Source organism: Candidatus Peribacteraceae bacterium (genome assembly GCA_041661065.1).
In the GTDB taxonomy this organism is placed as follows: Bacteria; Patescibacteriota; Gracilibacteria; order Peribacterales; family Peribacteraceae; genus CAIKAD01.
The window spans coordinates 37,290-59,563 of the sequence record JBAZVD010000001.1; the positions used below are offsets into that span (position 1 = coordinate 37,290).

21 protein-coding genes and 1 tRNA gene are annotated in these 22,274 nt (G+C 57.9%); 9 read left to right on the top strand and 13 right to left on the bottom strand.

Annotated elements, in window-relative coordinates:
- Positions 1–37: 37 nt before the first annotated feature.
- The 3 genes from WC698_00185 to WC698_00195 all read right to left on the bottom strand — a co-directional run bounded on the left by WC698_00185 (position 38) and on the right by WC698_00195 (position 4,137).
- The gene (locus WC698_00185) at positions 38–733 is read right to left on the bottom strand and encodes a 50S ribosomal protein L25 (GenBank protein ID MFA6038672.1); all 696 of its coding nucleotides are present in this window, start codon (positions 731–733) and stop codon (positions 38–40) included.
- A gap of 203 nt (positions 734–936) precedes the next feature.
- The gene (locus WC698_00190; protein MFA6038673.1) at positions 937–1,788 is read right to left on the bottom strand and encodes a glycosyltransferase family 2 protein; all 852 of its coding nucleotides are present in this window, start codon (positions 1,786–1,788) and stop codon (positions 937–939) included.
- 270 nt (positions 1,789–2,058) lie between these two features.
- A complete protein-coding gene (locus WC698_00195; protein ID MFA6038674.1) occupies positions 2,059–4,137 on the bottom strand; it encodes a sodium-translocating pyrophosphatase in 2,079 nt (692 codons plus the stop codon).
- Between the two features lie 432 nt (positions 4,138–4,569).
- Here WC698_00195 and WC698_00200 point away from each other — a divergent pair, with 432 nt between their 5' ends.
- Together WC698_00200 and WC698_00205 are read left to right on the top strand one after the other, a co-directional pair.
- Entirely contained in the window at positions 4,570–6,966 is a 2,397-nt protein-coding gene (locus WC698_00200) for a GNAT family N-acetyltransferase (GenBank protein MFA6038675.1), read from the top strand.
- A gap of 116 nt (positions 6,967–7,082) precedes the next feature.
- Entirely contained in the window at positions 7,083–7,442 is a 360-nt protein-coding gene (locus tag WC698_00205) for a hypothetical protein (GenBank protein MFA6038676.1), read from the top strand.
- An 11-nt stretch (positions 7,443–7,453) separates the two neighbouring features.
- Here the strand turns inward: WC698_00205 and WC698_00210 are convergent, their stop codons facing one another.
- The 3 genes from WC698_00210 to WC698_00220 are packed head-to-tail and all read right to left on the bottom strand — an operon-like array spanning position 7,454 to position 10,854.
- Positions 7,454–8,662 carry a hypothetical protein gene (locus tag WC698_00210; protein ID MFA6038677.1) on the bottom strand — a complete coding sequence of 403 codons (1,209 nt, stop codon included), beginning with the start codon at positions 8,660–8,662 and terminating at the stop codon, positions 7,454–7,456.
- A 6-nt stretch (positions 8,663–8,668) separates the two neighbouring features.
- Positions 8,669–9,448, bottom strand: a complete 780-nt coding sequence (locus WC698_00215) for a hypothetical protein (protein ID MFA6038678.1) — start codon at positions 9,446–9,448, stop codon at positions 8,669–8,671.
- Between the two features lie 2 nt (positions 9,449–9,450).
- Positions 9,451–10,854 (bottom strand): pyrimidine/purine nucleotide monophosphate nucleosidase domain-containing protein, encoded by a 1,404-nt coding sequence (locus WC698_00220; GenBank protein ID MFA6038679.1) that lies wholly within the window; start codon positions 10,852–10,854, stop codon positions 9,451–9,453.
- A 151-nt stretch (positions 10,855–11,005) separates the two neighbouring features.
- Here WC698_00220 and WC698_00225 point away from each other — a divergent pair, with 151 nt between their 5' ends.
- Positions 11,006–12,709, top strand: coding sequence for a CTP synthase (locus tag WC698_00225; protein ID MFA6038680.1), 1,704 nt, complete (start codon positions 11,006–11,008; stop codon positions 12,707–12,709).
- A 120-nt stretch (positions 12,710–12,829) separates the two neighbouring features.
- Here the strand turns inward: WC698_00225 and WC698_00230 are convergent, their stop codons facing one another.
- The gene (locus tag WC698_00230; protein ID MFA6038681.1) at positions 12,830–13,258 is read right to left on the bottom strand and encodes a hypothetical protein; all 429 of its coding nucleotides are present in this window, start codon (positions 13,256–13,258) and stop codon (positions 12,830–12,832) included.
- 41 nt (positions 13,259–13,299) lie between these two features.
- Positions 13,300–13,848 carry a hypothetical protein gene (locus WC698_00235; protein MFA6038682.1) on the bottom strand — a complete coding sequence of 183 codons (549 nt, stop codon included), beginning with the start codon at positions 13,846–13,848 and terminating at the stop codon, positions 13,300–13,302.
- Between the two features lie 169 nt (positions 13,849–14,017).
- Here WC698_00235 and WC698_00240 point away from each other — a divergent pair, with 169 nt between their 5' ends.
- On the top strand, positions 14,018–14,962 hold the full coding sequence (locus tag WC698_00240) for a dihydroorotate dehydrogenase (protein ID MFA6038683.1): 945 nt from the start codon (positions 14,018–14,020) through the stop codon (positions 14,960–14,962).
- A 325-nt stretch (positions 14,963–15,287) separates the two neighbouring features.
- Positions 15,288–16,115, top strand: a complete 828-nt coding sequence (locus WC698_00245) for a dihydroorotate dehydrogenase electron transfer subunit (GenBank protein ID MFA6038684.1) — start codon at positions 15,288–15,290, stop codon at positions 16,113–16,115.
- 324 nt (positions 16,116–16,439) lie between these two features.
- Here WC698_00245 and WC698_00250 read toward each other — a convergent pair whose 3' ends face one another.
- Positions 16,440–16,853: a hypothetical protein gene (locus tag WC698_00250; protein MFA6038685.1), complete on the bottom strand. Its 414-nt coding sequence runs from the start codon at positions 16,851–16,853 to the stop codon at positions 16,440–16,442.
- Positions 16,854–16,941: 88 nt separating this feature from the next.
- Between WC698_00250 and WC698_00255 the strand changes: the two genes are divergently transcribed.
- Positions 16,942–17,016: transfer RNA gene (locus WC698_00255), tRNA-Glu, on the top strand.
- A gap of 189 nt (positions 17,017–17,205) precedes the next feature.
- On the top strand, positions 17,206–17,886 hold the full coding sequence (locus WC698_00260) for a hypothetical protein (GenBank protein ID MFA6038686.1): 681 nt from the start codon (positions 17,206–17,208) through the stop codon (positions 17,884–17,886).
- Positions 17,887–17,941: 55 nt separating this feature from the next.
- On the opposite strand, the gene WC698_00265 is transcribed toward WC698_00260, so the two are convergent.
- The 4 genes from WC698_00265 to WC698_00280 form a co-directional block, all read right to left on the bottom strand.
- Entirely contained in the window at positions 17,942–18,916 is a 975-nt protein-coding gene (locus WC698_00265) for a caspase family protein (GenBank protein MFA6038687.1), read from the bottom strand.
- A gap of 2 nt (positions 18,917–18,918) precedes the next feature.
- Complete coding sequence (locus WC698_00270) at positions 18,919–19,290, bottom strand: hypothetical protein (GenBank protein ID MFA6038688.1); 372 nt, start codon at positions 19,288–19,290, stop codon at positions 18,919–18,921.
- Between the two features lie 132 nt (positions 19,291–19,422).
- On the bottom strand, positions 19,423–20,037 hold the full coding sequence (locus WC698_00275; GenBank protein ID MFA6038689.1) for a hypothetical protein: 615 nt from the start codon (positions 20,035–20,037) through the stop codon (positions 19,423–19,425).
- Between the two features lie 87 nt (positions 20,038–20,124).
- Positions 20,125–20,343, bottom strand: coding sequence for a hypothetical protein (locus tag WC698_00280; protein ID MFA6038690.1), 219 nt, complete (start codon positions 20,341–20,343; stop codon positions 20,125–20,127).
- Positions 20,344–20,454: 111 nt separating this feature from the next.
- Here WC698_00280 and WC698_00285 point away from each other — a divergent pair, with 111 nt between their 5' ends.
- On the top strand, positions 20,455–21,867 hold the full coding sequence (locus tag WC698_00285; protein ID MFA6038691.1) for a GNAT family N-acetyltransferase: 1,413 nt from the start codon (positions 20,455–20,457) through the stop codon (positions 21,865–21,867).
- Positions 21,864–22,274, top strand: coding sequence for a hypothetical protein (locus WC698_00290; GenBank protein MFA6038692.1), 411 nt, complete (start codon positions 21,864–21,866; stop codon positions 22,272–22,274). The genes WC698_00285 and WC698_00290 overlap by 4 nt, the downstream gene beginning before the upstream one ends.

Sequence of the window (22,274 nt, forward strand, 5' to 3'; positions counted from 1 at the left end):
ACACTCACTGATACGAAGACGTGCCAGCGGCGCGTCTCTACTTCTTTTTTCCCTTCTCGGCGGCGGCGGGGGCGGCTTCCGCCGTTGCGGCAGGCGCTCCTTCCACAGGGGCGGCTCCTTCCACAGGGGCGGCTCCTTCCACAGGCACGGCTTCCGCGGCGGGCGGCGCAATTTCCTCTTCCTTGCGCGGCTCCTGCACCGTGGCCAGCACCGTAGCCGGATCCTCCATCACCTTCACGCCTTTGGGCAGCTTGAGGTCCTTCACGGAAACCGAGGAGTGGAGTTCCACCAAGCCGGAGATGTCCACCGTGAGGTTGTGGGGGAGGTCCGAGGGCAAGCAGCGCACCGTCACGTGCTCGTATGCGGTGACGAAGATGCCGCCCTGCTCCTTGATTGCCGGCGCCTCACCTTCGAAGTGCACGGGCACCTGCGTCTCGATCTCTTGCTTCATGTCCACCACGTAGAAATCCGCATGTTCCTCCCGGCCGGAGACCGGCTCGAATGTGATGGCCTTGAAGAGCACGGGGACCTTCTTCTCCCCCATATCCAATTCCACGAGCGTGCTCTCCCCCGCCTTCGCGAACACCCGGTGCAGTTCCCTCTCCTCGCAGCTGATGGAGACGGCCGCGATTTTGTTGCCGTAGAGCACGCACGGCACGCGGCCGTCGCGCCGCATTTTGCGGGGCTTGGCGGAAGCGTCTCGAACCTGCGCTTTGAGGGGGATCATGTCCATGAGCTGGGAAAGGGTACGGGATGAAGCTGTTGGGGTCAATACCTTTGGGGTAGTGTCAAGTGTGGTCGTTTCGGTTGTTTTTTCCAGTCCAAAGATAGAGGTGGTAGGGAGTAGGTTGTAGTACATCCGCACACGAACAATTGAGCAGTTGCTTCATTCTGGTACCCCCTACTCCCTACTACCTACTACCTACTACCTACCACCTAGAAACCCCACTTCCAGAAGTACTTCACGGCGCTGGCGATGTGCATCCTGCCGATCTTCTTGAACGGCATGAGGAAGGCGCTCATGTCGCTCAGGCGGCGCTTGCGATCCATCCCCTGCACCCGGGGTTCGTACACCACGCGCTTGCCCGCCTTCCACGTGCGGCGGCAGAGGTCGATATCTTCGAAGAACATGAAGTAGCGCCGGTCGAAGCCGCCGAGCTCCCGGAAGAACGCCGCCGGGATTAGGAAGCACCCGCCGGCGATCCATTCCACGTCGCGGGGAGCGTCCTGAGGGAGGTCCAGCTGCAGGTAGCGGGCCACGCGCTTGGGGAACAGGCGGCCGAGGAGCGTACGCTTGGCGAGCAGGTCCAGGATGCCGGGGAAGCGGCGCGGCGAGAGCCGCACGGTGCCGTCCTCATGCATCAACTTGGGCGCCAGGATGCCGATGGAAGGATCCCGCTCCATCTCCCCCACCAGCCGCTCCACGCCGTCCGGCACCAGGACCTTATCGGGGTTGTTGAAGAGCAGATAGGTCCCCCGGGCTTGGCGGCAGCCCGCTTCGTACCCCTGGCCGAACCCCAGGTTCCGCGGCGTCTCGATGATCCGCACCCGCGGTTCCCCCCGGAACGTATTCCGCAGCACGCCCACCGAGTCATCCCCCGAATGGTTATCCACGACCAGGATCTCCATCTTCCCCACGATCGTCTGCTTGAGCAGCTCGCGCACGCAGCGCACCGTCACCTGGGGGGTGCGGTAGTTGAGGATGAGGACGGAGACGAGTGGATGCAGAGGATGCAGAAGATGCAGAGGAATCAGAGGACAGCATAACAGAATTGCATAGTAGCTCATTTTGTATTTTTTCTGTTCTTCAGTTTGACCAATGGATAGCCACCTTTTCCGGCGAAAAGGTGGCGCCAAAAGCCGGCGCGCCGAACTCCCCTCCGCCCGGCCCTGTGCCTCCTCGTCAGCCCCTCCAAGGTTTCGGGGCTGACTCGTCGGCAGGCCATGTCGAAGCAGGGCCTTCCCCTTCACCCCCCACGGCGCGCCACCCCCCCCTTTTTTTATTCTTTCAATAAAGAGGCACCCCTTACAGAGCGCCTCTTGATCATTCGTATCAAATCACATAAACAACGCTGCCAGCGCCAACGTCAATGTGGAGAACAGCTTGATGAGCACGTGGAGCGAGGGGCCCGCGGTGTCCTTGAAGGGATCGCCCACGGTATCGCCCGTCACGGAAGCCTGGTGCGCCGGACTGCGCTTGCCGCCGTGGAGGCCCGTCTCAATCAGCTTCTTGGCGTTGTCCCATGCGCCGCCTGCATTGTTCAAGTACGCCGCCATGAGGACGCCCACGATGGTTCCCACCATGAGGAGGCCGGCCACGGCTTCCTTGCCGAGCGCGATGCCGATGAGGACGGGGGCCAGTACGGCCACCACACCCGGCAGGACCATCTCCTTGAGCGCGCTCTTGGTGGCGATGTCCACTGCGGCGGCGTAATCGGGATCCTCTGTCCCCTGCATGATGCCGGGGTGCGCCGCAAATTGGTCACGGACCTCCTGCACGATCACCGAGGCGGCGCGGCCGACCGCGCGGATGGCCAACGATGTGAAGAAGAAGACGACCATGGCGCCCAGGAACGCGCCGATGAACACGCGCATGTCGGCCAGGTTGACCACTTCCATATGCTTCTCCTCCATGTAGGCGGAGAAGAGGAGGAAGGCCGCCAGGGCAGCGGAACCCACGGCATACCCCTTCGTCAGGGCCTTGGTGGTGTTGCCCGCTGCGTCCAATTCGTCCGTCACCGTGCGGTACTCTTCCGCCGATTTGGACATCTCCACGATCCCTCCCGCGTTGTCCGTAATGGGTCCGAACATGTCCATGGAGAGCACATAACCCACCACTGCGAGCATTCCCATGGTGGCGATGGCCGTACCGTAGATCCCTCCCGCGGGCATGCCCGATTGCGTCCCCAGCCAGTGGCTGACGAAGAGGGCTGCGCATACCGACAGCACCGAGAGGGCGGTGGATTCCATCCCTATGGCCGTGCCCGAGATGATGTTGGTGGCGTGGCCGGTCAAGCTGGCGTCCGCAATGGCGCGCACCGGACGGTGCTGCTTGCCGGTATAGTAATCGGTTATGTACACGAATGCCGCGCTCGTAAGAACGCCGCAGAGGCCCGCAAAGGCGAACCAGAGCCAGACGGGCATGCCGTTGACGGGCGCTCCATCATTCAGGAGGAGATAGGAGGTGACGAAGAGGGCGGTCGTGGTGAGGGCGGTCGTTACCCAGAAGCCTCTGGTAAGGGCTTTCATGGGAAGCTCATTCGGCTTGGCCTTGACGGTGTACACACCGATGATGGCGGCCACCAAGCCGATCGCTCGGAGCACGAGCGGAAACATGATGCCGGGGAGGCCGAAGGCCACAGCGCCCAGCACCATGGCACCGATGTTTTCGGCGGAGATGGATTCGAACAGGTCCGCGCCGCGTCCGGCGCAGTCGCCCACGTTGTCCCCCACCAGGTCCGCCACCACCGCGGGGTTGCGGGGATCGTCTTCCGGAATTCCCGCTTCGATCTTCCCCACCAAATCCGCACCCACGTCCGCCGCCTTGGTGTAGATGCCGCCGCCGAGCTGCGCGAAGAGGGCAACAAAGCTGGCGCCGAACCCGTAGCCCACGATCACATTGGGGATGTCCTGGGGCTCATAGCCCAGGAGCAGGCGGTAGGTGAGGTACAAGCCGCTGATGCCCAACAGCGAGAGGGCCGTGATGACGATGGCGGACACCGTCCCCCCCCGCAGCGCCATCTGGAGGGCTGCATTCAGGCCTCTCTGCGATGCGCTGGCCGTCTTGAGGTTCGCTCGGGTTGCAACGATCATGCTCACGATGCCGGAAAGGCCGGAGAGGAGCGCGCCCAGGAGGAAGGAGATGGCCACTTCGATGCCTGCCGTCCATCCATCGGTGCGGGTCAGCCCGTAGAGCACCACCATGCCTGCCGCAACGATGACGGAGAGCAGGGCGATGGTGCGGTACTGGCGTTTGACGAACGCGTTGGAGCCGGTCTTGATGGCTGCGGCCACCTTCTGCATGGCCGGGGTGCCGCTGTCGGCTTCTTTCACGCCTTTCCAGAAGACGAGGGCATACAGGAGGCCTGCACCCGCGATGACGGGGGCGAGGAGCTCCAGGAAGAGTTCTCTGCTCATAGAGGTGGGGGAAAGAGAGCTACAAAAATCAACAGCGAAACGCTGAATTCAGCGCAGAGAATACGATATTGTTTATTTCATGGCAATGCCTCCTTTCGCATGGGATCAGGGAGATTATACTGCAATAGGCTGCCACTTTTTCCGGCGAAAAAGTGGCCAAAACGCCGGCGCGCCGAACTCTCCTCCGCCCGGCCCTGTGCCTCCTCGTCAGCCCCTGCAAGGTTTCGGGGCTGACTCGTCGGCAGGCCATGTCGAAGCAGGGCCTTCCCCTTCACCCCCCGCGGCGCGCCACCTCCTATTCCTCCTTGTGTATTTCATGCGTTGTTTCTTTGGTGCAAGGAGAATTTTAGGCATCATAACTTCATCTCTCCTTCCTTTACTCCTTACACACGGCACTTTGGGTATGATGGGGGTCACCTGAGACGCAAGACCTTGCCCAAAAAGAAGGAACTCGTCGGCAATCCCCGGCTGGCAACCCTCCGCCGGCGCGTCGCCAAGGCGCCAACGGTCCCGGGCGTCTACCGGTGGCTGGATAAGGAGGGGACGGTGCTCTACGTGGGGAAGGCCAAGAACCTGCGCAACCGGCTGCGCTCCTACGTGACCAAGGACACGGCGGCCGGGCCGTGGAAGCAGAGCTTCCTGGAGCAGATCACGGATTTCGACCTCACCGTCACCAACACGGAAGTGGAGGCGCTCATCTTCGAGACGAACCTCATCAAGGAACTGCGCCCCAAGTACAACATCCTGATGAAGGACGACAAGAATTACATCTACGCCCGCGTCACCGTCCAAGACCCGTACCCGCGCGTGGAGGCGGCGCGGAAGATTGAGGAAGATGGATCCAAATATTTCGGGCCGATGGCCACGGGAGGGGAGCTGTGGGCGATGCTCACGATGCTGCGGTCGATCTTCCCGTTTCGCACGTGCACGATGGAGATTCTCCCTCTCCCCCCGGCCCCCTCCCCCGAGGGGGGAGGGGGAAACAAACAGGAACAGATCCACCTCGACGTCATTTGCCACCACAAAGATCGCCCCACTCCCTGCCTCGATTTCCACATCGAGAAGTGCTCGGCGCCCTGTATCGGTCGCCGTACGCCGGAGGAGTATCAGAAAGAGTCCATTGAGGGAGTCATGAAGTTCCTCAAGGGCGATTACGAGAGCGTGCGGCCGGTGATCCGGGAGAGGATGGAGAAGGCGGCGACGGACCGGCGGTTCGAGCTGGCGGCGCAGTTTCGGGATTATCTCGAGGCGCTGGACCGTCTTGAGGGAAAACAGTTGATCACTGACACCTCGGGCGAGGATTCCGACATCATCGCCGTGGCGCTCCTCTCCGGCCGCGCCGACGTGGTGGTGATGCAGCGGCGCAACGGCCGCCTCATCGGCGACAGGACGTTCTCATTGGCAGGCCACGCGGAGCATCCCTCCGAAGTCCTGGAGCAGTTCCTCCCCCAGTTCTATGAGGAAGGGTCGGAAGTGCCGGAAGAGATCCTCATCAACGCCCCGCTACCCGGGAGGGAGGTCTTCGAGGCGTGGCTCTCGGCAAAAAAAGGCCGACGCGTGAAGGTCATTTTGCCCGCGCGCGGGCGCAAGTCCCAACTGCTTCAACTGGCGGAGAAGAACGTGCTGGAGAAAGCCCGCCAGCGGGAGGCCAAGTGGGAGGCGGAGAAGAGGAATACGGAGGCGGCGCTCGCCCAACTCCAGGAAACCCTCGCCCTTCCCGCTCCCCCGCTGCGCATCGAGGGGTACGACATCAGCCATCTCGGCGGCACCGAAACCGTGGGGAGCATGGTCGTCATCAAGGGGGGGAAGGCCGCCAATGACCAGTACCGGTCCTTCACCATCCGCTCCCTGCGGGCGGGGGAGGTGGATGATTATCAGGCGCTCAAGGAAGTGCTCCTGCGTCGCCTGCGTCACCTTCCGGAAATACGTGAATCGGAAGCCAAAAAATGGGAGTCCCGGGGGGTCACCTTCGGCAAGGCGAGGAAGGCGGACCAGATGCGGCTGGACGCCGTGGCGTGCGATCCCTTCTCCACCCTCCGAGACCGTCCCCTCCGTTACAAGGAGTGCTTCGTGGCGCGGGAGGGCGAGGGCGTGGCGGCGGTGGGACGCATCTTCAAGCACCCCAACGGCTTGCTGGAACTGGAGCACGTGTGGGTGGCGGAGAGCCATGAGCAGACCACCGTGGGGTCGGCGCTCCTCCGCATGATGCTCAAGACGCTCAAGAAGGGGAAGGCGTATGTGTGCGTGGATGCGGGAAAAGAGAACGCGTACGCGTCGTTCGGGTTCCGGTATGTGATCAAGTCGCCGCCGCTCTTCCAGGAACGCCTGGCCAAGCTTCCCCCCGATTTTCCCCCGCAGCTCGTGATGGTGTACGAGGCCAAGGCGGGGAAAGCCGATCCCTCACTCTCCTCCCGTCCCGACCTGATCGTCATCGACGGCGGCAAGGGGCAGCTCAACGCGGCGCTGGAGGTCCTCACGGCGCTCAAGGTCCCTATTCCCGTCCTCGGCCTCGCCAAAAGGGAGGAGGAAGTGTTCATCGCGGGGCAATCGGACCCCGTCACCTTCCCGCAGGACTCTTCCGCCAAGTTTCTCCTCATGCGCCTGCGCGACGAAGCCCACCGCTCCGCCAACCGCCACCGCGAGGCGCGGGGAAAGAAGTCGTCGAAGGCGTCCGTGCTCGATGCCGTCCCCGGCCTTGGGGAGGAGGGGAAGAAGGCGCTCCTGAGGAAGTTCGGGAGCATCTCGGCCATACGCGAGGCTTCAGACGAAGAGCTGAGAGAGCTCGTGAGCGAACTTCAGTTGAAAGAGCTTCGGAGACATTTGAGGTAATGTGAAATGCAAAATGCAAAATTCGAAATGAAAGGTATCATTTTGCATTTATCATTTATCATTTTGCATTCCGCCGTCCGTCTCCATACAATGATTCCCACTTCCCCACTACACCTATGAAACGCTTCTCCCTCCTCCTCGGTGCCATCGGCGGCGCACTCGGCGGTTACCTCCTGAGCAACGACAAGCTCCGTACGGAACTGCAGAAGGCCAAGAGCCCCGAAGCCGCGGCCAAGCTGCTGGGCAAGCACCTGCAGCAGGACGGCTCCAAGATCGCCAAGGAAGCCAAGGCGTTCATCGAAAGCGATGATGTTCAAAAGAACATCAAGAAGGCCAGGAAGTTCGCCACGGATAAGCTCAAAGAGGCCAAGAAGGGCATGAAGGACATGGTCAAGCAAGGCCGCAAGGAGGCCGACAAGGCGGTCAAGCAGGGATTGAAATCGGCGAAGAATATGATGAAGCGCGAGGAGGCGTGAGAACGGCCGCTTCAAACGAGTTCCCCTTTCTTCTTCCGCCGCCGCAGGATGTGCTGTACCTGTGACAGCCGTTCCACGAGGGGGCCGGGGACGTTATGGTTCGTCTCTTGTTGGATGTACTCCCACAAGTCGCAGAGGCGGTGGTAGAGGGCGTCATTAATGCGGTGCCCTTCATGCAGGTGCTGGAGTTCCACGCCGAGGATGCCCAATTTTGAGGGATCGATACTGTACCCGCGCATAATCTTGTAAAGGAATTCCACCAGGTTCTCAATCGTCTGCGCGTCTCCCGCTGCATCCGCAACTTCCACCTGGAAACCGAGCTGCATGAGGTCCTGCACCTTACGGGGGTTATCCGTGAGGAGGCGCAACGGGCCGCTCACCCCCAGGCCGCGCAAGGCTTTCCCCACGAAATGGAAGTCGCGGTAGTCCGTGGTGGCATGACCTGCATGGCGCATGGCGGTTTCGGTATCCAGCGTCTGGTTGATCCACACTCCCCCTTGACGGCCTTCCGCCAGTTCCAGCAGCCGCAACTTTTCCTCAAGGCCCGTTCCCCTTCCTTCCTGGCGTATGTAGAACATGATGCCGCAGCCTCCTTCCTCAATGGTATCCATGGCCTTTCGGAACTGCTGTCCGCAATCGCAGCGTGCTTGTGCGACGGCGATGTCTCCCAGCAGGCATTCGGAGTGCATCCGAACCATGGGTGTACGGTCCCGGAAGAAGTCATGCGTGAGGAACCAATCCGCGGGGAAATCCTCCCCCTCGCGCATGATGTGCTCCGGGGTGCGGATGTATGCCAAATGCGGCCCGCCCGTGGTGCCCGCGAGCTTGTCGTCATGCGTGAAGCCCGCCACCATCCAGGGGGATCCGTTGTACCGTTCCATGCGGTGCTGCAAGACCACGTACGGAAGGAGAGGCGTGTGGATGTCGCGTATTTCCCGCACCGCCTCGTTGATCCTCCCTGCGGCATTCCGGATGAGCGGCTTGAGAGGTTCGCAGGTTTCCCTTCCCAGGAGATGCTGCAGGGATTTGCGCACGGCGCACACGTCCCGCATGGGCACACCCGCCTCGGTCATCGTCCGGAGGATCGCAACGGCTTCCGAGGGGCAGTGTGGATCCTCCTGGGCTTTCTTGATCTCGTCCAAGAGGATGTCGCGGATGCGGGGATTCCGCGTGGAGATCGGATCGTCGTCCAGGCACATGTCGGTCATCTTCTGGGGCATGGGGAGTTAGGAGGAGAAGCCGCGCAGGGCGGCATGGAAGTAGGCGAGGGTTTTCACGAGATTGAGGGTTCCGTTGGTCTGGAGCTGTCCCTCCGCATCCACGTTGAACGGTGTTGCGAGCTTCCCGCGGAGCATGCGTATGCGTTCCTCCGCGTTGTCGGCGCCAAAGCCCCCCGCCACCCCCACTCCGAGGCGCGGGAACGCTTGTTGCAAGGCTGCCGCGAGGGCAGCCGCCCGGGGCATATCCACGGGTTTCCCCCTTCCCCCGGACGAGTCGATGAGGAGGTGGTGGATGTGCTGCGCATAGGTATCCGCCATTTCCAGTATGCAGTCCGTTTCCCATCGGGCTGCCGTTGCATCGAGGGGGAGTGATACCTGCATGTGCGGGTAGGTATCGCGCAGGCGGCGCACTTCCTCGGGAGCGGGTGCCTGTCCGTTGATCTGTACCGCGTCACAGAGGATTGCCGTCTCATGCGGGAGGACTTCAGCCAGGCTCCGGACCCGCAGCAATTGCTTTGCCCCTCTCCGCGGAGGCGTGTAGTGCAGCATCGTCATGTTCTCCCCCGCGCCTTTCAGGAGGGCGGGGAACGCTGCCGGATCCCGCAGGAGGATGGAGCGATCGAATTGCCCCGTGCGGAGCGCTTCGTGGTCCATGCCGAAACCCAACGCAAGGCGATGGCCGCTCCTCTCCCGGAAGGGGATGCGCTCCAGTTGTGCGCATACCGTGCGGACCCCCCGCTCATCAACGAAGCCCGTAGCCTGCACGTAGGGGGAGGGTTGGTCCATGGTCATTGGTTGATGGTGTAGCAGGGCTGCTCATTCCCCATCCCTCCCAGGCGTCCTTGCCGTGCGAGCGTCTTCAAGAGGTTGTCCAAGGCAACGAGGACGTTTCGGTCTCCCCGGAGGCGGTACCGTCCCCGTTCACGCACCTGCGCGACGTAGTCTGAGATGATGGTGCCGCGTACGATGGATTTGCACACGCGGCGGCACACATCCATCAACTGCCAGACAGGCTGGTCGGCGGTGAGGCGCAAGGCTTCCACGGACTCATGCGTTGTTTCGAAAGGCTCCTGGCATTCCGGAGGGATATACAGTTCCCTGTTCCAGAGAGGGGGTTGTCCAGTCTGTTCCCGATGGGTGCGGACGGCGGCTGCCCCTTCCCTGAGTTTCCGAGACACCGCGATGGGGTCGTGAATGACGGTTTCATAGTGTTTCTGCGCCTCCGGTCCCGCGGTTTCTCGGATGAACGTATCCAATGCCGTCACAAATTCCTGCGATGCCCTCGGAGCCGTGAGAATGGTCGGCAGGGGCATACCCCGGTTTCGTTCGTGCAGTTTGGTGCTGAGAAGCATGAAGAATTCCTCCAACGTGCCCGCGCCTCCCGGCAACACGGCAACGCCGTGGCTCGTCCGGAGGAACGCCTCAATGCGCGTCTCCGTGGTCGGCAGCAGGACGAGCCTCTGCAGGTACTTGTTGGGGGGTTCCGCAGCGGCGATGATTTCGGTACAGCTGTACCCGTAGGACCCGATGCCCGGGAGGTCGTTATCACGGAAACCCGTCCCATTGCCCTTGCTGCTTCCACGCATCGTACCGGGGCCGCATCCGTTCACGATACGCAGGAATTGGTGGCCGCACTCTTCGCCGATTTCCACGGAGTAGTCATAGTCCTCAGGTTGCGGTTTATGGCTGCCCCACACGAGGACATTCTCAATGGCGTGGCGCTGGTCGTCGACAAGCACTTCCACCGGCTCGAGGATCCCTTCTTCCTGCAAGAGACGGTGGACGAACTGCGTGCGTGATTGCGGGTCGCCGTTCAGGTGAAGTTGGTGCTGAAGGATGAGGGAACGTATCGCTGCCCCGATTTGTTTCCGTCGCAACAACAACAGCCCGCCTTCCCGGAAATTCACTCCCGGCGCATTCTCCACCTGTAGCGCGATGCCGCGGGGGCTATGCGCGATGTTGTAGCGGAAATCGGGGTAGTTTTCCTCCACGCATGCCGGGTCATGGCGGAGATCCTGCGCGGCGAGGATGGCCAGGATGGAGCGGCGGACATCGCCGTCCTCTCCCGTCATGTCCTGCAGCGATGCAATGGTTTCTTCTTCCAACTGCGCCAATCGGTCATCCGGTATGATGACCGTCGTGGAGAGGGGGTCGCTCATCCTGTTAGCCGAATGAAAACCATTCGTGCGCATGGGGCGCTTGAAAGTACGAGAAAATGGACACCGGCGTCAAGGGTTATGGAAGCGATAAACTCCCTTTCCTTTCGCACTTGCCAAGAGAAGGAAGGTGAGTACAATGGACGGCGGGCTCCGGAAGAACTCCCCAGGACTGCCCATTTTCTTTATGATGATGAATCCGAAGAAGCCGGCCCTCGCTCAAGCTGCGACCGGCAGGCCCGCGGAAGAGAAAACCAAAGCGCGCTTCATCATCGTCACGGGGGGGGTATGCAGCTCGCTCGGGAAGGGCATCGCGGTCTCCAGCATCGGCGCCATCATGAAGGCGTGCGGGTTCAAGGTGTTCGTGCAGAAGCTGGATCCCTATCTCAACGTGGATCCCGGCACCATGAGTCCCTTCCAGCACGGAGAAGTCTATGTCACCGACGACGGGGCGGAGACGGATCTGGACCTTGGCCACTACGAGCGGTTCATCGACGAGCCCATGAGCAAGCTCTCCACAGTCACCACGGGGCAAATCTACCAATCCGTCCTCAGCAAGGAACGCCAGGGGGACTTCCTGGGCAAGACCATCCAGGTGGTGCCGCACATCACCAACGCCATCAAGGACCGCATGAAGCAGGCGGCCAGGCAGAGCGGGGCGGACATCATGCTCATCGAGATCGGGGGGACGGTGGGGGACATCGAGGGGGAGCCGTTCCTGGAGGCCGTGCGCCAGATGCGCGCGGAGATGGGGGACGGGAGGCTCTTCCACGTCCACCTGACGCTCCTCCCCTACCTGGAAGCCAGCAAGGAGCTCAAGACCAAGCCCACGCAGCTCTCCGTGCGGGAACTGCGGAGGATCGGCCTGCAGCCGGACGTGATCCTGGCGCGCGCGGACAAGAAGATCCCGGCGGACCTCCTGGAGAAGATCAGCCACTTCTGCGGCGTGGAGCGCCGGGCGGTGATCCCCGCGCCGACGGTGCAATCCATCTACGACGTCCCGCTCAACTACCAGCAGTACGGCATGGCGCAGATCATCGCGGAGAAGCTCCATTTGGGGGAGGTGAATCCGGACATGAAGGAGTGGGAGAAGGGCAAGCAAAGGCACCAAGCCGCCGAGAAGGAGATCCGCATCGCGCTGGTGGGCAAGTATACCCACCTGGACGACGCCTACCTCTCGGTCATTGAGTCCATCAAGACCGCTGCGGTGTTCGAAAAGCGCAAGGCGTCCATCGCATGGGTCGATTCCGAAAAACTGGAGGCGGATGATCAGGAGACGTGGAAGAAGCTGAAGGAATGCGCCGGCATCGTGGTGCCCGGGGGGTTCGGGAGCAGAGGGATCGAGGGCAAGATTCTCGCCGCCAAGTATGCACGGGAAAACGCCGTCCCCTACCTCGGCCTCTGCCTGGGTTCGCAGATCATGGCCATAGAGTTCGCCCGCGCCGCGCTCAAGGATCCCCGCATCACCAGCGAGGAGTTCGACGAGGAGGGGAAGCTTTCCAAGGACAAGTACGTGGTCCATTTCCTCCCCGGCCAGTACAAGGAACGGAGCAAGGGGGGAACGCTCCGCCTGGGCGCGTATCCCTGCAAGCTGAAGAAAGGGACCAAGGCGTACGCCGCGTACCGGTCATCCCTCGGGTCGGGTGACGCCCCGGCCGTCTCCGAGCGCCATCGTCACCGCTACGAGTTCAACAACGAGTACCGGGAGAGGCTGGAGGAGGCCGGCATGGTCATTTCCGGGGATTCCCCCAAGGGGGATTTGATGGAGATCGTGGAGGTGAAGGACCATCCCTTCATGGTGGGGAGCCAGTTCCATCCGGAGTTCAAGAGCAGGCCGCACAGGCCGCATCCCCTGTTCGCGGCGTTCATGGAAGCGGCTGTGGGGTCATGAGGGTCGGTATCGTCGTAGGGACGCCATGCCATGGTGGGTATCACCATCGCGATCGTGGTAGGGATACGGCCATCCGGGGTACCGGCGAGGTCGCGGTAGGGACGTCCCGCCGGGACGTCCTTACGATGAACGACCCCACGCCCGCGGGTTGTTCCGGATATATGCCCGGATGCGGTCCATCGCGTCGGCGTCCCGGATGATGTGGTCGTGGTACCGCGGTTGCCAGGCGAAGGATGTAGGAGGGACGCGGCAGGGCGGCATGAGGAGCGGTCTGGTCATCGGATCGTGATCGGCCACATGCGGCGGTACGGTGGTAGGGATGGGACCGGCCACGGGTGGCGGTATGGTCGTAGGGTCGGGACCGGCCACGGGTGGCGGTATGGTCGTAGGGATGGGACCGGCCACGGGTGGCGGTATGGTGGTAGGGACGGGATCGGCCACGGGTGGCGGTATGGTCGTAGGGATGGGACCGGCCACGGGTGGCGGTATGGTCGTAGGGATGGGACCGGCCACGGGTGGCGGTATGGTGGTAGGGATGGGACCGGCCACGGGTGGCGGTATGGTCGTAGGGACGCCATGGCATGGCGTCCTTACGACCGTCCCCCCCGTCCCATCATCCACCACCGTCGCGGGTTCATCCGTATATAGTGGCGGATCCGGTTCCATTCGTCGATATCACGGATGATGTGGTCGTGGTACCGCGGTTGCCAGGCGAAGGCGGGATATCCGGCATCATGGATCCGTATCGTGCATGACCGTTTGATCTGATGGATGATGACGCCCAATGATCCGGATTGCCAATTACGTTGGTGATGCGGTTTTCGCGTACCATTTTGTTCCCCATGGATTCGTTTCCGTATCACGATGATCCCATGCATGTGGTCCGGCATCACGATCCATTCATCCAGGATGACGTAGGGACGTATGGCGGGCGTTTTCATCCATTCCTCGGCGACGATGGATCCGACATCCGACAAACCCATGAACCCGTTCCGCACCGCCCCGAACCAGGGGATGCGGTCCTTTGTATTGATGGTCACGAAGTACGCGCCGGACGAGGCGTAGTCCCACGGTGCGCAGCGCGCCGAGTCGTTCCGGTATCGTCCCTCGTACAGCGGTGATGCCCCGTCGTCTTCCATGGCATGAATCTACAAACGACGGATTCGCGGCACGATCCCCTCCCGCGCATCCCGTTCGCATCACAGCCGTTTTCTCTGTTGGGGCAGCGATGAAAGACGTTCCATGGACCCGTGGAACGTCTCGAAAAGATTCCCGTTATTCCCTCATTCTGTTACCCTGTTATTCCGGATGGACCTCCAACAAACCGTCTACGGCGTCATCTTCCGTAACCCCACGGTCCTCGCCTCGGGCATCCTGGGCGTGACGGCTTCCAGCTGGCGGAGGGCGGTGACGGAAGGTGGAGCGGGCGCGCCCACCACCAAATCCATCTGGCTCAAGGAGCACAAGGGCCACCGCAACCCCACCATCATTTCCACGGAGCATTGGACGCTCAACGCCGTGGGCGTGCCGGATGCGGGGCCGGAGAAGGGGAAGCAGGAGATCACGGCCTACATGGTCAACAAGCCCGCCCCGCTCATCGTGAACATCATCGCGGAAACAGCGGAGAACTACGGCAAGACCGCCGCCGCCATCGTCCCCCTCCAGCCGGACATCCTGGAAGTGAACATCAGTTGTCCCAATGTGGAGGATGAGTTCGGCAAGCCGTTCGCCTGCAGCGCGCCCGATGCGGCCGCGGTCACGCGGGCGGTGAAGAAGGTAGCCGGCACGGTCCCCGTCTTCATCAAGCTCTCCCCCAACGCACTCTCCATAGCGGAGATCGCCCGCGCCTGCGCGGCGGAAGGGGCGGACGGCTTCACGGTGATCAACACGGTGGGGCCGGGGATGGCGATCGATTTGAAGACCCGGCTTCCTATCCTGTCAAACAAAGTGGGCGGCGTGTCCGGTCCCGCCATCAAACCCATAGCCATCCGCTGCGTGGCGGACGTCTATACGGCGACGGGGGGCAAGCTTCCCATCATCGGCACGGGGGGCGTGCATACCGGGGAAGACGCCATAGAGATGATGCTTGCCGGCGCCTCCTTGGTCGGCATCGGGACGGCGGTATGGAAGAGGGGGATAGATGTGTTCAAAAAGGTCTGTGACGAAATGTCCGCTTTCTGCGACGCTGAGGGCATCAAAGATGTTAGAGAGTTGATTGGGGGGATGCATAAGGCATCCGCAAAGGCTTCATAAACCCCCGAATGAGAGCAGGAATACTTGCCCCCGCGCCATCGGAAGCAATAATGGTCAGCTCCTTCTTTCTCTTGTCAGGGCGACAAGAGAAAGAAGCAAAGAGAAGCGCTCCGCCGCCGAACTCCCCCCTGCCCGGCCCTGTGCCTCCTCGTCAGCCCCTGCAAGGTTTCGGGGCTGACTCGTCGGCAGGACATGTCGAAGCAGGGCCTTCCCCTTCACCCCCCGCGGCGGCGGAACGCCTCCAGCTCACAGCGGTTGTTGGAGAAATGCAACATCGTATGCTCATCATGCATTATTCTCTTAACCCACATATACTCATGAAGCCATGTCATGTAAAAATTGCGTGAACCATCAGAGGACACTTCCGCAGACGTATCGTATTGTTTCCATAAAGCGGGAGACGGCAAACGTCACCACCCTCACGTTCCCGGTATCGCTGGGGGCGAAGCCCGGGCAGTTCGTGATGCTGTGGGTGCCGGGGGTGGATGAGATCCCCATGAGCGTGGCGAACGATGACGGCAAGGAACTGCGCGTCACGTTCTTCGCCGTGGGGGAGGCAACCCGCGCGCTCGCGGAGAAGAAGGAAGGGGAGTTGATCGGCTTGCGCGGGCCCTTTGGGACTTCCTATGCGTGGGAGAAGGGACAGCACCTTGCGCTGGTGGCGGGAGGGTACGGAGCGGCGCCCATGTACTTCGCCGCCGCAGAAGCGACGCGGAACGGGTGCACCGCGGATGTCATCGTGGGGGCGAGGGGCAAGGAGCACCTCCTCTATAAGGAGGAGTTCCGGAAGCTGACCCGGACAACGCTCCACCTGGCCACGGACGACGGTTCCGAAGGGCACAAAGGGAATACCGTGGAAGTGTTACGGGAACTGTTCGAAAAGGGTGCTTCCTTTGACGGCGTGTTCGCCTGTGGACCGGAAAAGATGCTTGTCGCCGTAGCGGACGTTGCAGCGGAGAAGAAGGTTCCCTGCCAGCTCTCCATGGAGCGGTACATGAAGTGCGGCTACGGTTTGTGCGGCAACTGCACCGTGGATCCCCTGGGGCTGCGGATGTGCGTGGAGGGTCCCGTTGTACGGGGGGATGTGGCGCGGACGATCATGGAATTCGGCCAGTACCATCGTGATGACCTGGGGAAGAAGAATCCCCTCTGACCATTCCACAACCCAAAAAATCCGGTGATATTCTTTGCGTCGGGGGAAGGGGATGCGTATCGTTCGACTTTAACGTGCCGTTGGGGAGGATTTTACTCTGTTTAGCCTGATTTGGCACTCTTCTATAGAGAGTGCTAGACAACGGTCACGAGCATCGCTACACTTCCTACGTTCTTATTTCCTCCCTCCAACCATTATGATCGGCGGACCCGGTGGTTGTGGCTGCGGCTCCTGCTTCTCCCTCGGCGGAGGAGGAGGCTGCTGCTGATCACCCATTGCCTCTTGGCAAAAAGCGGCCGCAAGGCCGCTTTTCTTTGTATGCCCTTACGTCCTATGCCGCAGGAGCGAGGCGTCCAGATGGCGCTGGAACCAGCGCTGCATCCGGTGCCAAGGGGTGCGTTCAACGGCTTCCTCGTGCAACCGTACCACGTACATGGTGTAGAGCAGGAGCGCGGCCAGAATCATGAGCATGCCGACGAAGAGCACGCGTGCCGTCTGTTCCTCCGCGGAGGCGTAGGCGGGAGCGGCTTCGTGGAGGGGGAGCGTCTGCGTCAGCTTTCCCACCTCGACCGTCTGCTGCGGGTAGGGGGGGATCTCCTGCGTCATCAGCACCTGTGCGCGCCATGTGACCGTGGTACCGGCGGAAACCAGGCTGATGCCCAACACCAGGAAGACTCCCGTGATGGCGGGGAGCACACGCGTAAGGAAAGTGAAGGTGTTTGTGTTTGACTGTTCCATGTAAACATTATACTACAAACGAGGTGCTTCTACAAGGAGGGTCTGTTATACTCATTGAGGCTTCCAACAGCCTTGTCGTATTCATTTTGGCCCCATCGTCTAGCGGTTAGGACAGCGGGTTTTCAATCCGTTAACCGGGGTTCGATTCCCCGTGGGGCTGCCATCACGTGCGCGTGCTTATAGACCCGCTTATAGAAGCCAAAAATCGAGTTCTCTTGGTTCCAGACCCTGTTGCTTCCGACCCGATCGCTTCGAGAATTTCCTCATCCCTCAAACAAAATCTTCAGTTCGATTCCTTCTTGGATCAGGTAGTCCTCATCGGAGCATAGGACGTGAACGGTATACTGACCTTATGTTCGGTAAAAATTTCGAGGAGCGGCCTGTAGATAAATTCCCATCGCTCCAACGACGCTATGAGACGCTCGAGCAATACGAGGGGCTACATCTTTCCTTGGTTCATGAGATGCTGACCAAATACGGGAACGGTGTATTCGATGTCGATAAATTCATGGTCGCAACCCTCTATCGTTCAGTGAATCTTGTTGATGGGATCATCGTACTCTCGGACCACTGGAATGCCGTTTGTGCTTTGCCTCTCCTCCGGCTTCAAATAGAGAACCTCTATAAGCTCTACTACATCGCCCGAGATCAGGAAAATCGTCACGTCATGTTACATGCTTGGCAAAAAGGGGTGGAATGGCGAAAGCTCAAGAACAACGAAGGCCATGCTCTTACCGATAGATTTCTGTGTGAGTTTGCCGGAGAACAGTATTCATGGCTCCCAGCGCTTTACCGAAAAACCTGCAAACAGGTTCATCTCTCGATCACTCATTTTGGACACGCAATGTCTGGCTACAACTCGAAGGAAGACGTCGCGAAAATATCCTTCGCCATCGGTTCTGAACATTGGGCGGAATCATTGATTGACCAATTTCTATACGACGTGGGAAATGTGACCGATACGCTCCTCAAAGTCGTTGTCGGATGGATTGAGTTGAAAGGGAAAATCGTGAAGAAACGCAAGCATTCGTAGGGAAAGATCGTAACACATCTGGTTTAAGATGGAGTTAAGTGGGTTTGTCGCACTGCTATATCCTATTTTTTTGTGCCAGTCTTCTGTAGTGCTCTCCAAGGGCAGTGAGCTTACAAGATTTACTTTCCATCGCGGCATTCCACATATGGGGAGCACCAATAGGGACAAGTAAATTAAGTCGATTGTACTGTTGAAGGATTTTAAATATTTCCACATTCGATGGATTGGGTGGGGACATCCCTGGGTCTCTGCCTTTCATCTCTGGCTCATAAGTAGGATCGAGTTGATACTCAAAGCCTGGGTTTGGAAAAAAATAAAAAATGCGTTGTAAATCCGCGAGTGCAATCGGTGCCGTCACTTTTCGCAGTGAAACAAATTGCTTCACATTAGTTTTAAACACTGGCCTTTGTTCCCATGCGCCAAGTGACTGATCGATATGGGCATAAATACTGCCCGGCGTAATATCACCAGTAAGATTTGCGGCACTACCATTCAGCGCATCAACAAAAAGAGTTGTGAATACTCCTCTTCCATTCTCCTCAGTCGCGTATTGGTCTTGTGTTGATGCAGTCAGGACTGTCAGTCCCTCAGACAAAGCTGCGGTATTGCCATTAATAGGATTAGTGCCAGCGATTCCTGCATGACAACTATCCAATACAATAATTTTATTGATCGCAGGGGAATTGTTTGCGTAAGTCAGTAAATCATTCAGGGAGATACCCTCATCTCCTCGTCTTGAGTCAGTTACAATAAGATATCCGCCCGTTGCTTCGATGTATCCATGTCCTGCGAAGTAGAATAATGCAACTTCGGCATCACCATTAAAAAGTTCTTCGATACTGTCTTTCAAAGTACTCCGATCTACTCGATCCGTTGCACTTGTTCCAGTGAGCAATTTACAATCAAAGTTTACAATGCCTCCATCGTGTCGCTCCAAGACCGCCCTCACTGAATGAGCGTCGTCTACGCAGCCAAAAAGCTGACCTACTGAGTCGTAATAATTAATCCCGACGATTAAAGCCTTTCGCATATTTAGAGACTATTAATGAAACGCTCAATCGTGTCCCAAGTCCATTCCACAGTGTTAACGCCGGGAAGATAAGTCCTGTCATCTCTATATGCCCAAACTCCAAGGATGCTTTTCTTCTCTTCTCTCGCACATTGAAGTTCCCATGCTTGCCCACTTGAGTTCAATGAATTGTTACTGACGAGAGTAATGACTCCATCGGAGCGCCTGATGCGTGTACGAACGTGCTCCTTCCAGTTGGAGTTGTAAGCATCCTTCACGGACATGTCGACATATTCGAAGGGGCAATTTATGTGCAAAGATTGTCCTTTAAGAAAATCCCTCTGCCGTTCGTCTTCAATGGCAAAGGCAACGAAGATAACTTTTGTATCTGCCATAAAACCTCGGGAAAGAAATCAAGGCCTAAAGGATAGCGGAAGTTGTTCGGGTGTACAAGAGTCCACTACCGATGGCAGGAATGGTGCATCACCTTCATGAAAATCAGGAGGATCTGAGATCTTGGAAAGTCATTATCGATAATCCTCCACCACCATCGAGTACGTTCCCATCGTATTCGCCTCAATGTAGTAGGTTCCGGCACCGTAGAAGATGTTCTCGTCCTTCGTGGAGCCCGTGGTGTTCATGAGCATATCCAACTTGAAGGCGTTGTCCGGCGACTTGAGCCAGGCTTGGCAAAGCTGCCCGTTGCAATCGTACTTGATGCGGAACTTGTCCCCAGTGATCGTGAACGGCTCAGACTTCTTGATACCGTTACCCTTGAAGGTAAAGACCTGCACGTACGACTTCTCCTGTGCGACGGCCTGCTCGGTGTTTGCTGGTTGTTCCACAGTGCTACTGCCCTTCCTCGCTGCAGCGCTCCCCATGCTCCCGCCGGAGATTCCCAGCAGCACGAGGACGACGAGGAGCTTCACAACGCCGGAGAGGTGGAAGTTTCCCTTCTTCTGGATAAACTCCATGGTAGGCGGGAGAAGGATGAGTGCGGCACCGAGCATCGCGAGACCGCCGATGGGTTTCTGAGCGATGAGAGGAATGGCGGTTAGGAAGAAAAGGACGCCGAAGATCCATCCGAGGATCCAGCGTAGTGTGATCTTTCGGGAGGCCGACGATGTTTCGTGTGCGGACATGGGGGTAGGGGGGAATGGGATAGAGTATAGGATTCGTATTGCTATATAGCAATACACACAAATTCATGTCTGGACTAGCGTAGGAAGTCAAGCTCGAACGATATGCAGGACTTCCCCGAACTCATGGGCATGGGCGATGTGATGCGGTACCTCAAGGTATCCCGCCAGTACGTCGATCACCTCGTGGAAAGCGGTCAATTGCGCTGCCGTAAGCTCTCCACGGGAAAAGTATTTCTGCGGAGCGATGTAGCTGCGTTTCAAGAGGAACGACAGCGAAAAAAGAGGATGCCTAAGCAACAACGGCATGCCTAGTTTTACGTGCATAGCGATAGCGACTGTTACTACGCTTTATTCTCTCCGAGAGGTAAATTATAGTTTGCTTGTATGCAGCCTATGCGTGTTTTGCTAGACACCAACGTGATCATCCAATCCGAGGACAATGTCGAATTGTCGCAAAATACGCAGGATCTTCATCAACTAACGAAGAAGCACCGTATTCAACTGTTCGTGCATCGGCAGAATCGATCAGATCTGCTTAAGGATAAAGATGATCGCAGAAGAAAAATCACGCTCGCAAAAATGGGTAAGTATCCCGTTCTTGAATTTGCCCAAGCGCCAAGTGCTGAGTTCAATATTGAGCTTGGTCGTACATCAACGCTGGGGTCAAACGATTTTATTGATGACTGCCTTCTCTTTGCTCTCAAAAGCCATGCCATCCGTTATTTAATTTCTGAAGACAAGGGAGTGCATGTAAAAGCAAGGAGAGTGGGCCTCGAAGATCGAGTCTTCTACATCACGGAATTTATTGATCTTGTAATTAAGGAACAGTTCGAGAAGGCAACGCCAATGCTCCCGGCGATTGAGGAAGTGGAAATTAGCGTTTTGAATCTCAATGACGCCATCTTCGATTCTTTGAAATCTGATTACCCTGGCTTTACAGGCTGGTTTCAAAAAAAAGCTGAAGAGGGAAGAAGATCTTGGATCATGAGACGAGGAGAATCTCTTGCCGCCGTTTGTATCTTTGACCCGAAGAACCACGATTGTAACAATGGCATGAAGATCTGCACATTCAAAGTGTCCGATTTATTGCAGGGCATGAGAGCCGGGGAACATTTGCTAAAGCAGGCAATCATGTTCGCTATCAAACGCGGCATTTTGATGATGAGAGTAGAGGTATTCGCAGATAAAAGTTATTTGATTTCTTGGCTGGAAGATTTTGGTTTTCGTCAGATTAATTCCTCGATGAAAGGAGGTCGCGAAGAATTAGTGTTTCAAAAGAACTTGGAGCCAATCACCGCAATGGACAGTGATCCGCTTGAAACGGCCATCGCACATTATCCATTTCTTCCGGAGCCCCCGCATGTGCATGCATTTGTTGTACCGATTCAGCCTCAGTTTACGCACATATTATTTCCAGAACTCGTAGTTCAAGGCTCTCTCTGGCTGTCATCCTGCGGACATGCGATTAGGAAGGCATATGTCTGCAACTCAAATATTACTTCCATTCGCAAAGGTGATTTATTGCTATTTTACGAAAGCCAACAACGAAGGGCTATTTTTGCGAGAGGAGTTATCGACGACGTGCTGAGGAGCAATGATTTGGATGAAATGTCGACATTTATTGCCAAAAGATCCGTCTATTCAACTGATGATATCCAAGAAAAGATTTCGAAAGGTGAAACGCTTGCTCTCAAGTTCTATCAATCCTGTCTTCCTATGAACATTGTACCGTATCAAACTTTGGAAGATATGCGGATCTTGAATGCTGCTCCACAGTCAATTGTTCAATTGGCTGATTCGGCATACAGTTCTCTCCACCGAATATTATGATTTTTCTTCCGATTAAACCTAAGTACGCTTTAAAAATTCACCAACAACAAAAATTGGTCGAGTTTCGCAAGGTTGGATTCAAAAGAGCTAGTAATATTTGTGTTGTATACGCGAGCAGTCCGGTGAAAAAGATAATCGGCTATTTTGTCATTGAGGAAGTTACCGAAGGAACGCCGGGCATGATTTGGAAAAAATATAGTCGGCAGGGTTGCATCAGCAAAGCGGAGTTTTATGAATACTTTGCTTCATGCGAAAAAGCGTTTGCTATCAAGATAAAGAGTTACCATGCCTTGGAGGAAGAAATCGACCCAAGGGAACGCATACAGGACTTTCACATACCGCAATCATTCCGTTATCTCTCGGATTCGGAGCAAAAACACTTAATTCCTGAATTGGCGTTTGCATGA

What these genes read in the sequence shown, in the direction of transcription:
- WC698_00185 (MFA6038672.1), bottom strand. Translation starts at nt 733, where the DNA reads ATGGACATGATCCCCCTCAAAGCGCAGGTTCGAGACGCTTCCGCCAAG.
- WC698_00190 (MFA6038673.1), bottom strand. Translation starts at nt 1,788, where the DNA reads ATGAGCTACTATGCAATTCTGTTATGCTGTCCTCTGATTCCTCTGCAT.
- WC698_00195 (MFA6038674.1), bottom strand. Translation starts at nt 4,137, where the DNA reads ATGAGCAGAGAACTCTTCCTGGAGCTCCTCGCCCCCGTCATCGCGGGT.
- WC698_00205 (MFA6038676.1), top strand. Translation starts at nt 7,083, where the DNA reads ATGAAACGCTTCTCCCTCCTCCTCGGTGCCATCGGCGGCGCACTCGGC.
- WC698_00210 (MFA6038677.1), bottom strand. Translation starts at nt 8,662, where the DNA reads ATGCCCCAGAAGATGACCGACATGTGCCTGGACGACGATCCGATCTCC.
- WC698_00215 (MFA6038678.1), bottom strand. Translation starts at nt 9,448, where the DNA reads ATGGACCAACCCTCCCCCTACGTGCAGGCTACGGGCTTCGTTGATGAG.
- WC698_00220 (MFA6038679.1), bottom strand. Translation starts at nt 10,854, where the DNA reads ATGCGCACGAATGGTTTTCATTCGGCTAACAGGATGAGCGACCCCCTC.
- WC698_00225 (MFA6038680.1), top strand. Translation starts at nt 11,006, where the DNA reads ATGATGATGAATCCGAAGAAGCCGGCCCTCGCTCAAGCTGCGACCGGC.
- WC698_00235 (MFA6038682.1), bottom strand. Translation starts at nt 13,848, where the DNA reads ATGGAAGACGACGGGGCATCACCGCTGTACGAGGGACGATACCGGAAC.
- WC698_00240 (MFA6038683.1), top strand. Translation starts at nt 14,018, where the DNA reads ATGGACCTCCAACAAACCGTCTACGGCGTCATCTTCCGTAACCCCACG.
- WC698_00245 (MFA6038684.1), top strand. Translation starts at nt 15,288, where the DNA reads ATGTCATGTAAAAATTGCGTGAACCATCAGAGGACACTTCCGCAGACG.
- WC698_00250 (MFA6038685.1), bottom strand. Translation starts at nt 16,853, where the DNA reads ATGGAACAGTCAAACACAAACACCTTCACTTTCCTTACGCGTGTGCTC.
- WC698_00260 (MFA6038686.1), top strand. Translation starts at nt 17,206, where the DNA reads ATGTTCGGTAAAAATTTCGAGGAGCGGCCTGTAGATAAATTCCCATCG.
- WC698_00265 (MFA6038687.1), bottom strand. Translation starts at nt 18,916, where the DNA reads ATGCGAAAGGCTTTAATCGTCGGGATTAATTATTACGACTCAGTAGGT.
- WC698_00270 (MFA6038688.1), bottom strand. Translation starts at nt 19,290, where the DNA reads ATGGCAGATACAAAAGTTATCTTCGTTGCCTTTGCCATTGAAGACGAA.
- WC698_00275 (MFA6038689.1), bottom strand. Translation starts at nt 20,037, where the DNA reads ATGTCCGCACACGAAACATCGTCGGCCTCCCGAAAGATCACACTACGC.
- WC698_00280 (MFA6038690.1), bottom strand. Translation starts at nt 20,343, where the DNA reads ATGCCGTTGTTGCTTAGGCATCCTCTTTTTTCGCTGTCGTTCCTCTTG.
- WC698_00290 (MFA6038692.1), top strand. Translation starts at nt 21,864, where the DNA reads ATGATTTTTCTTCCGATTAAACCTAAGTACGCTTTAAAAATTCACCAA.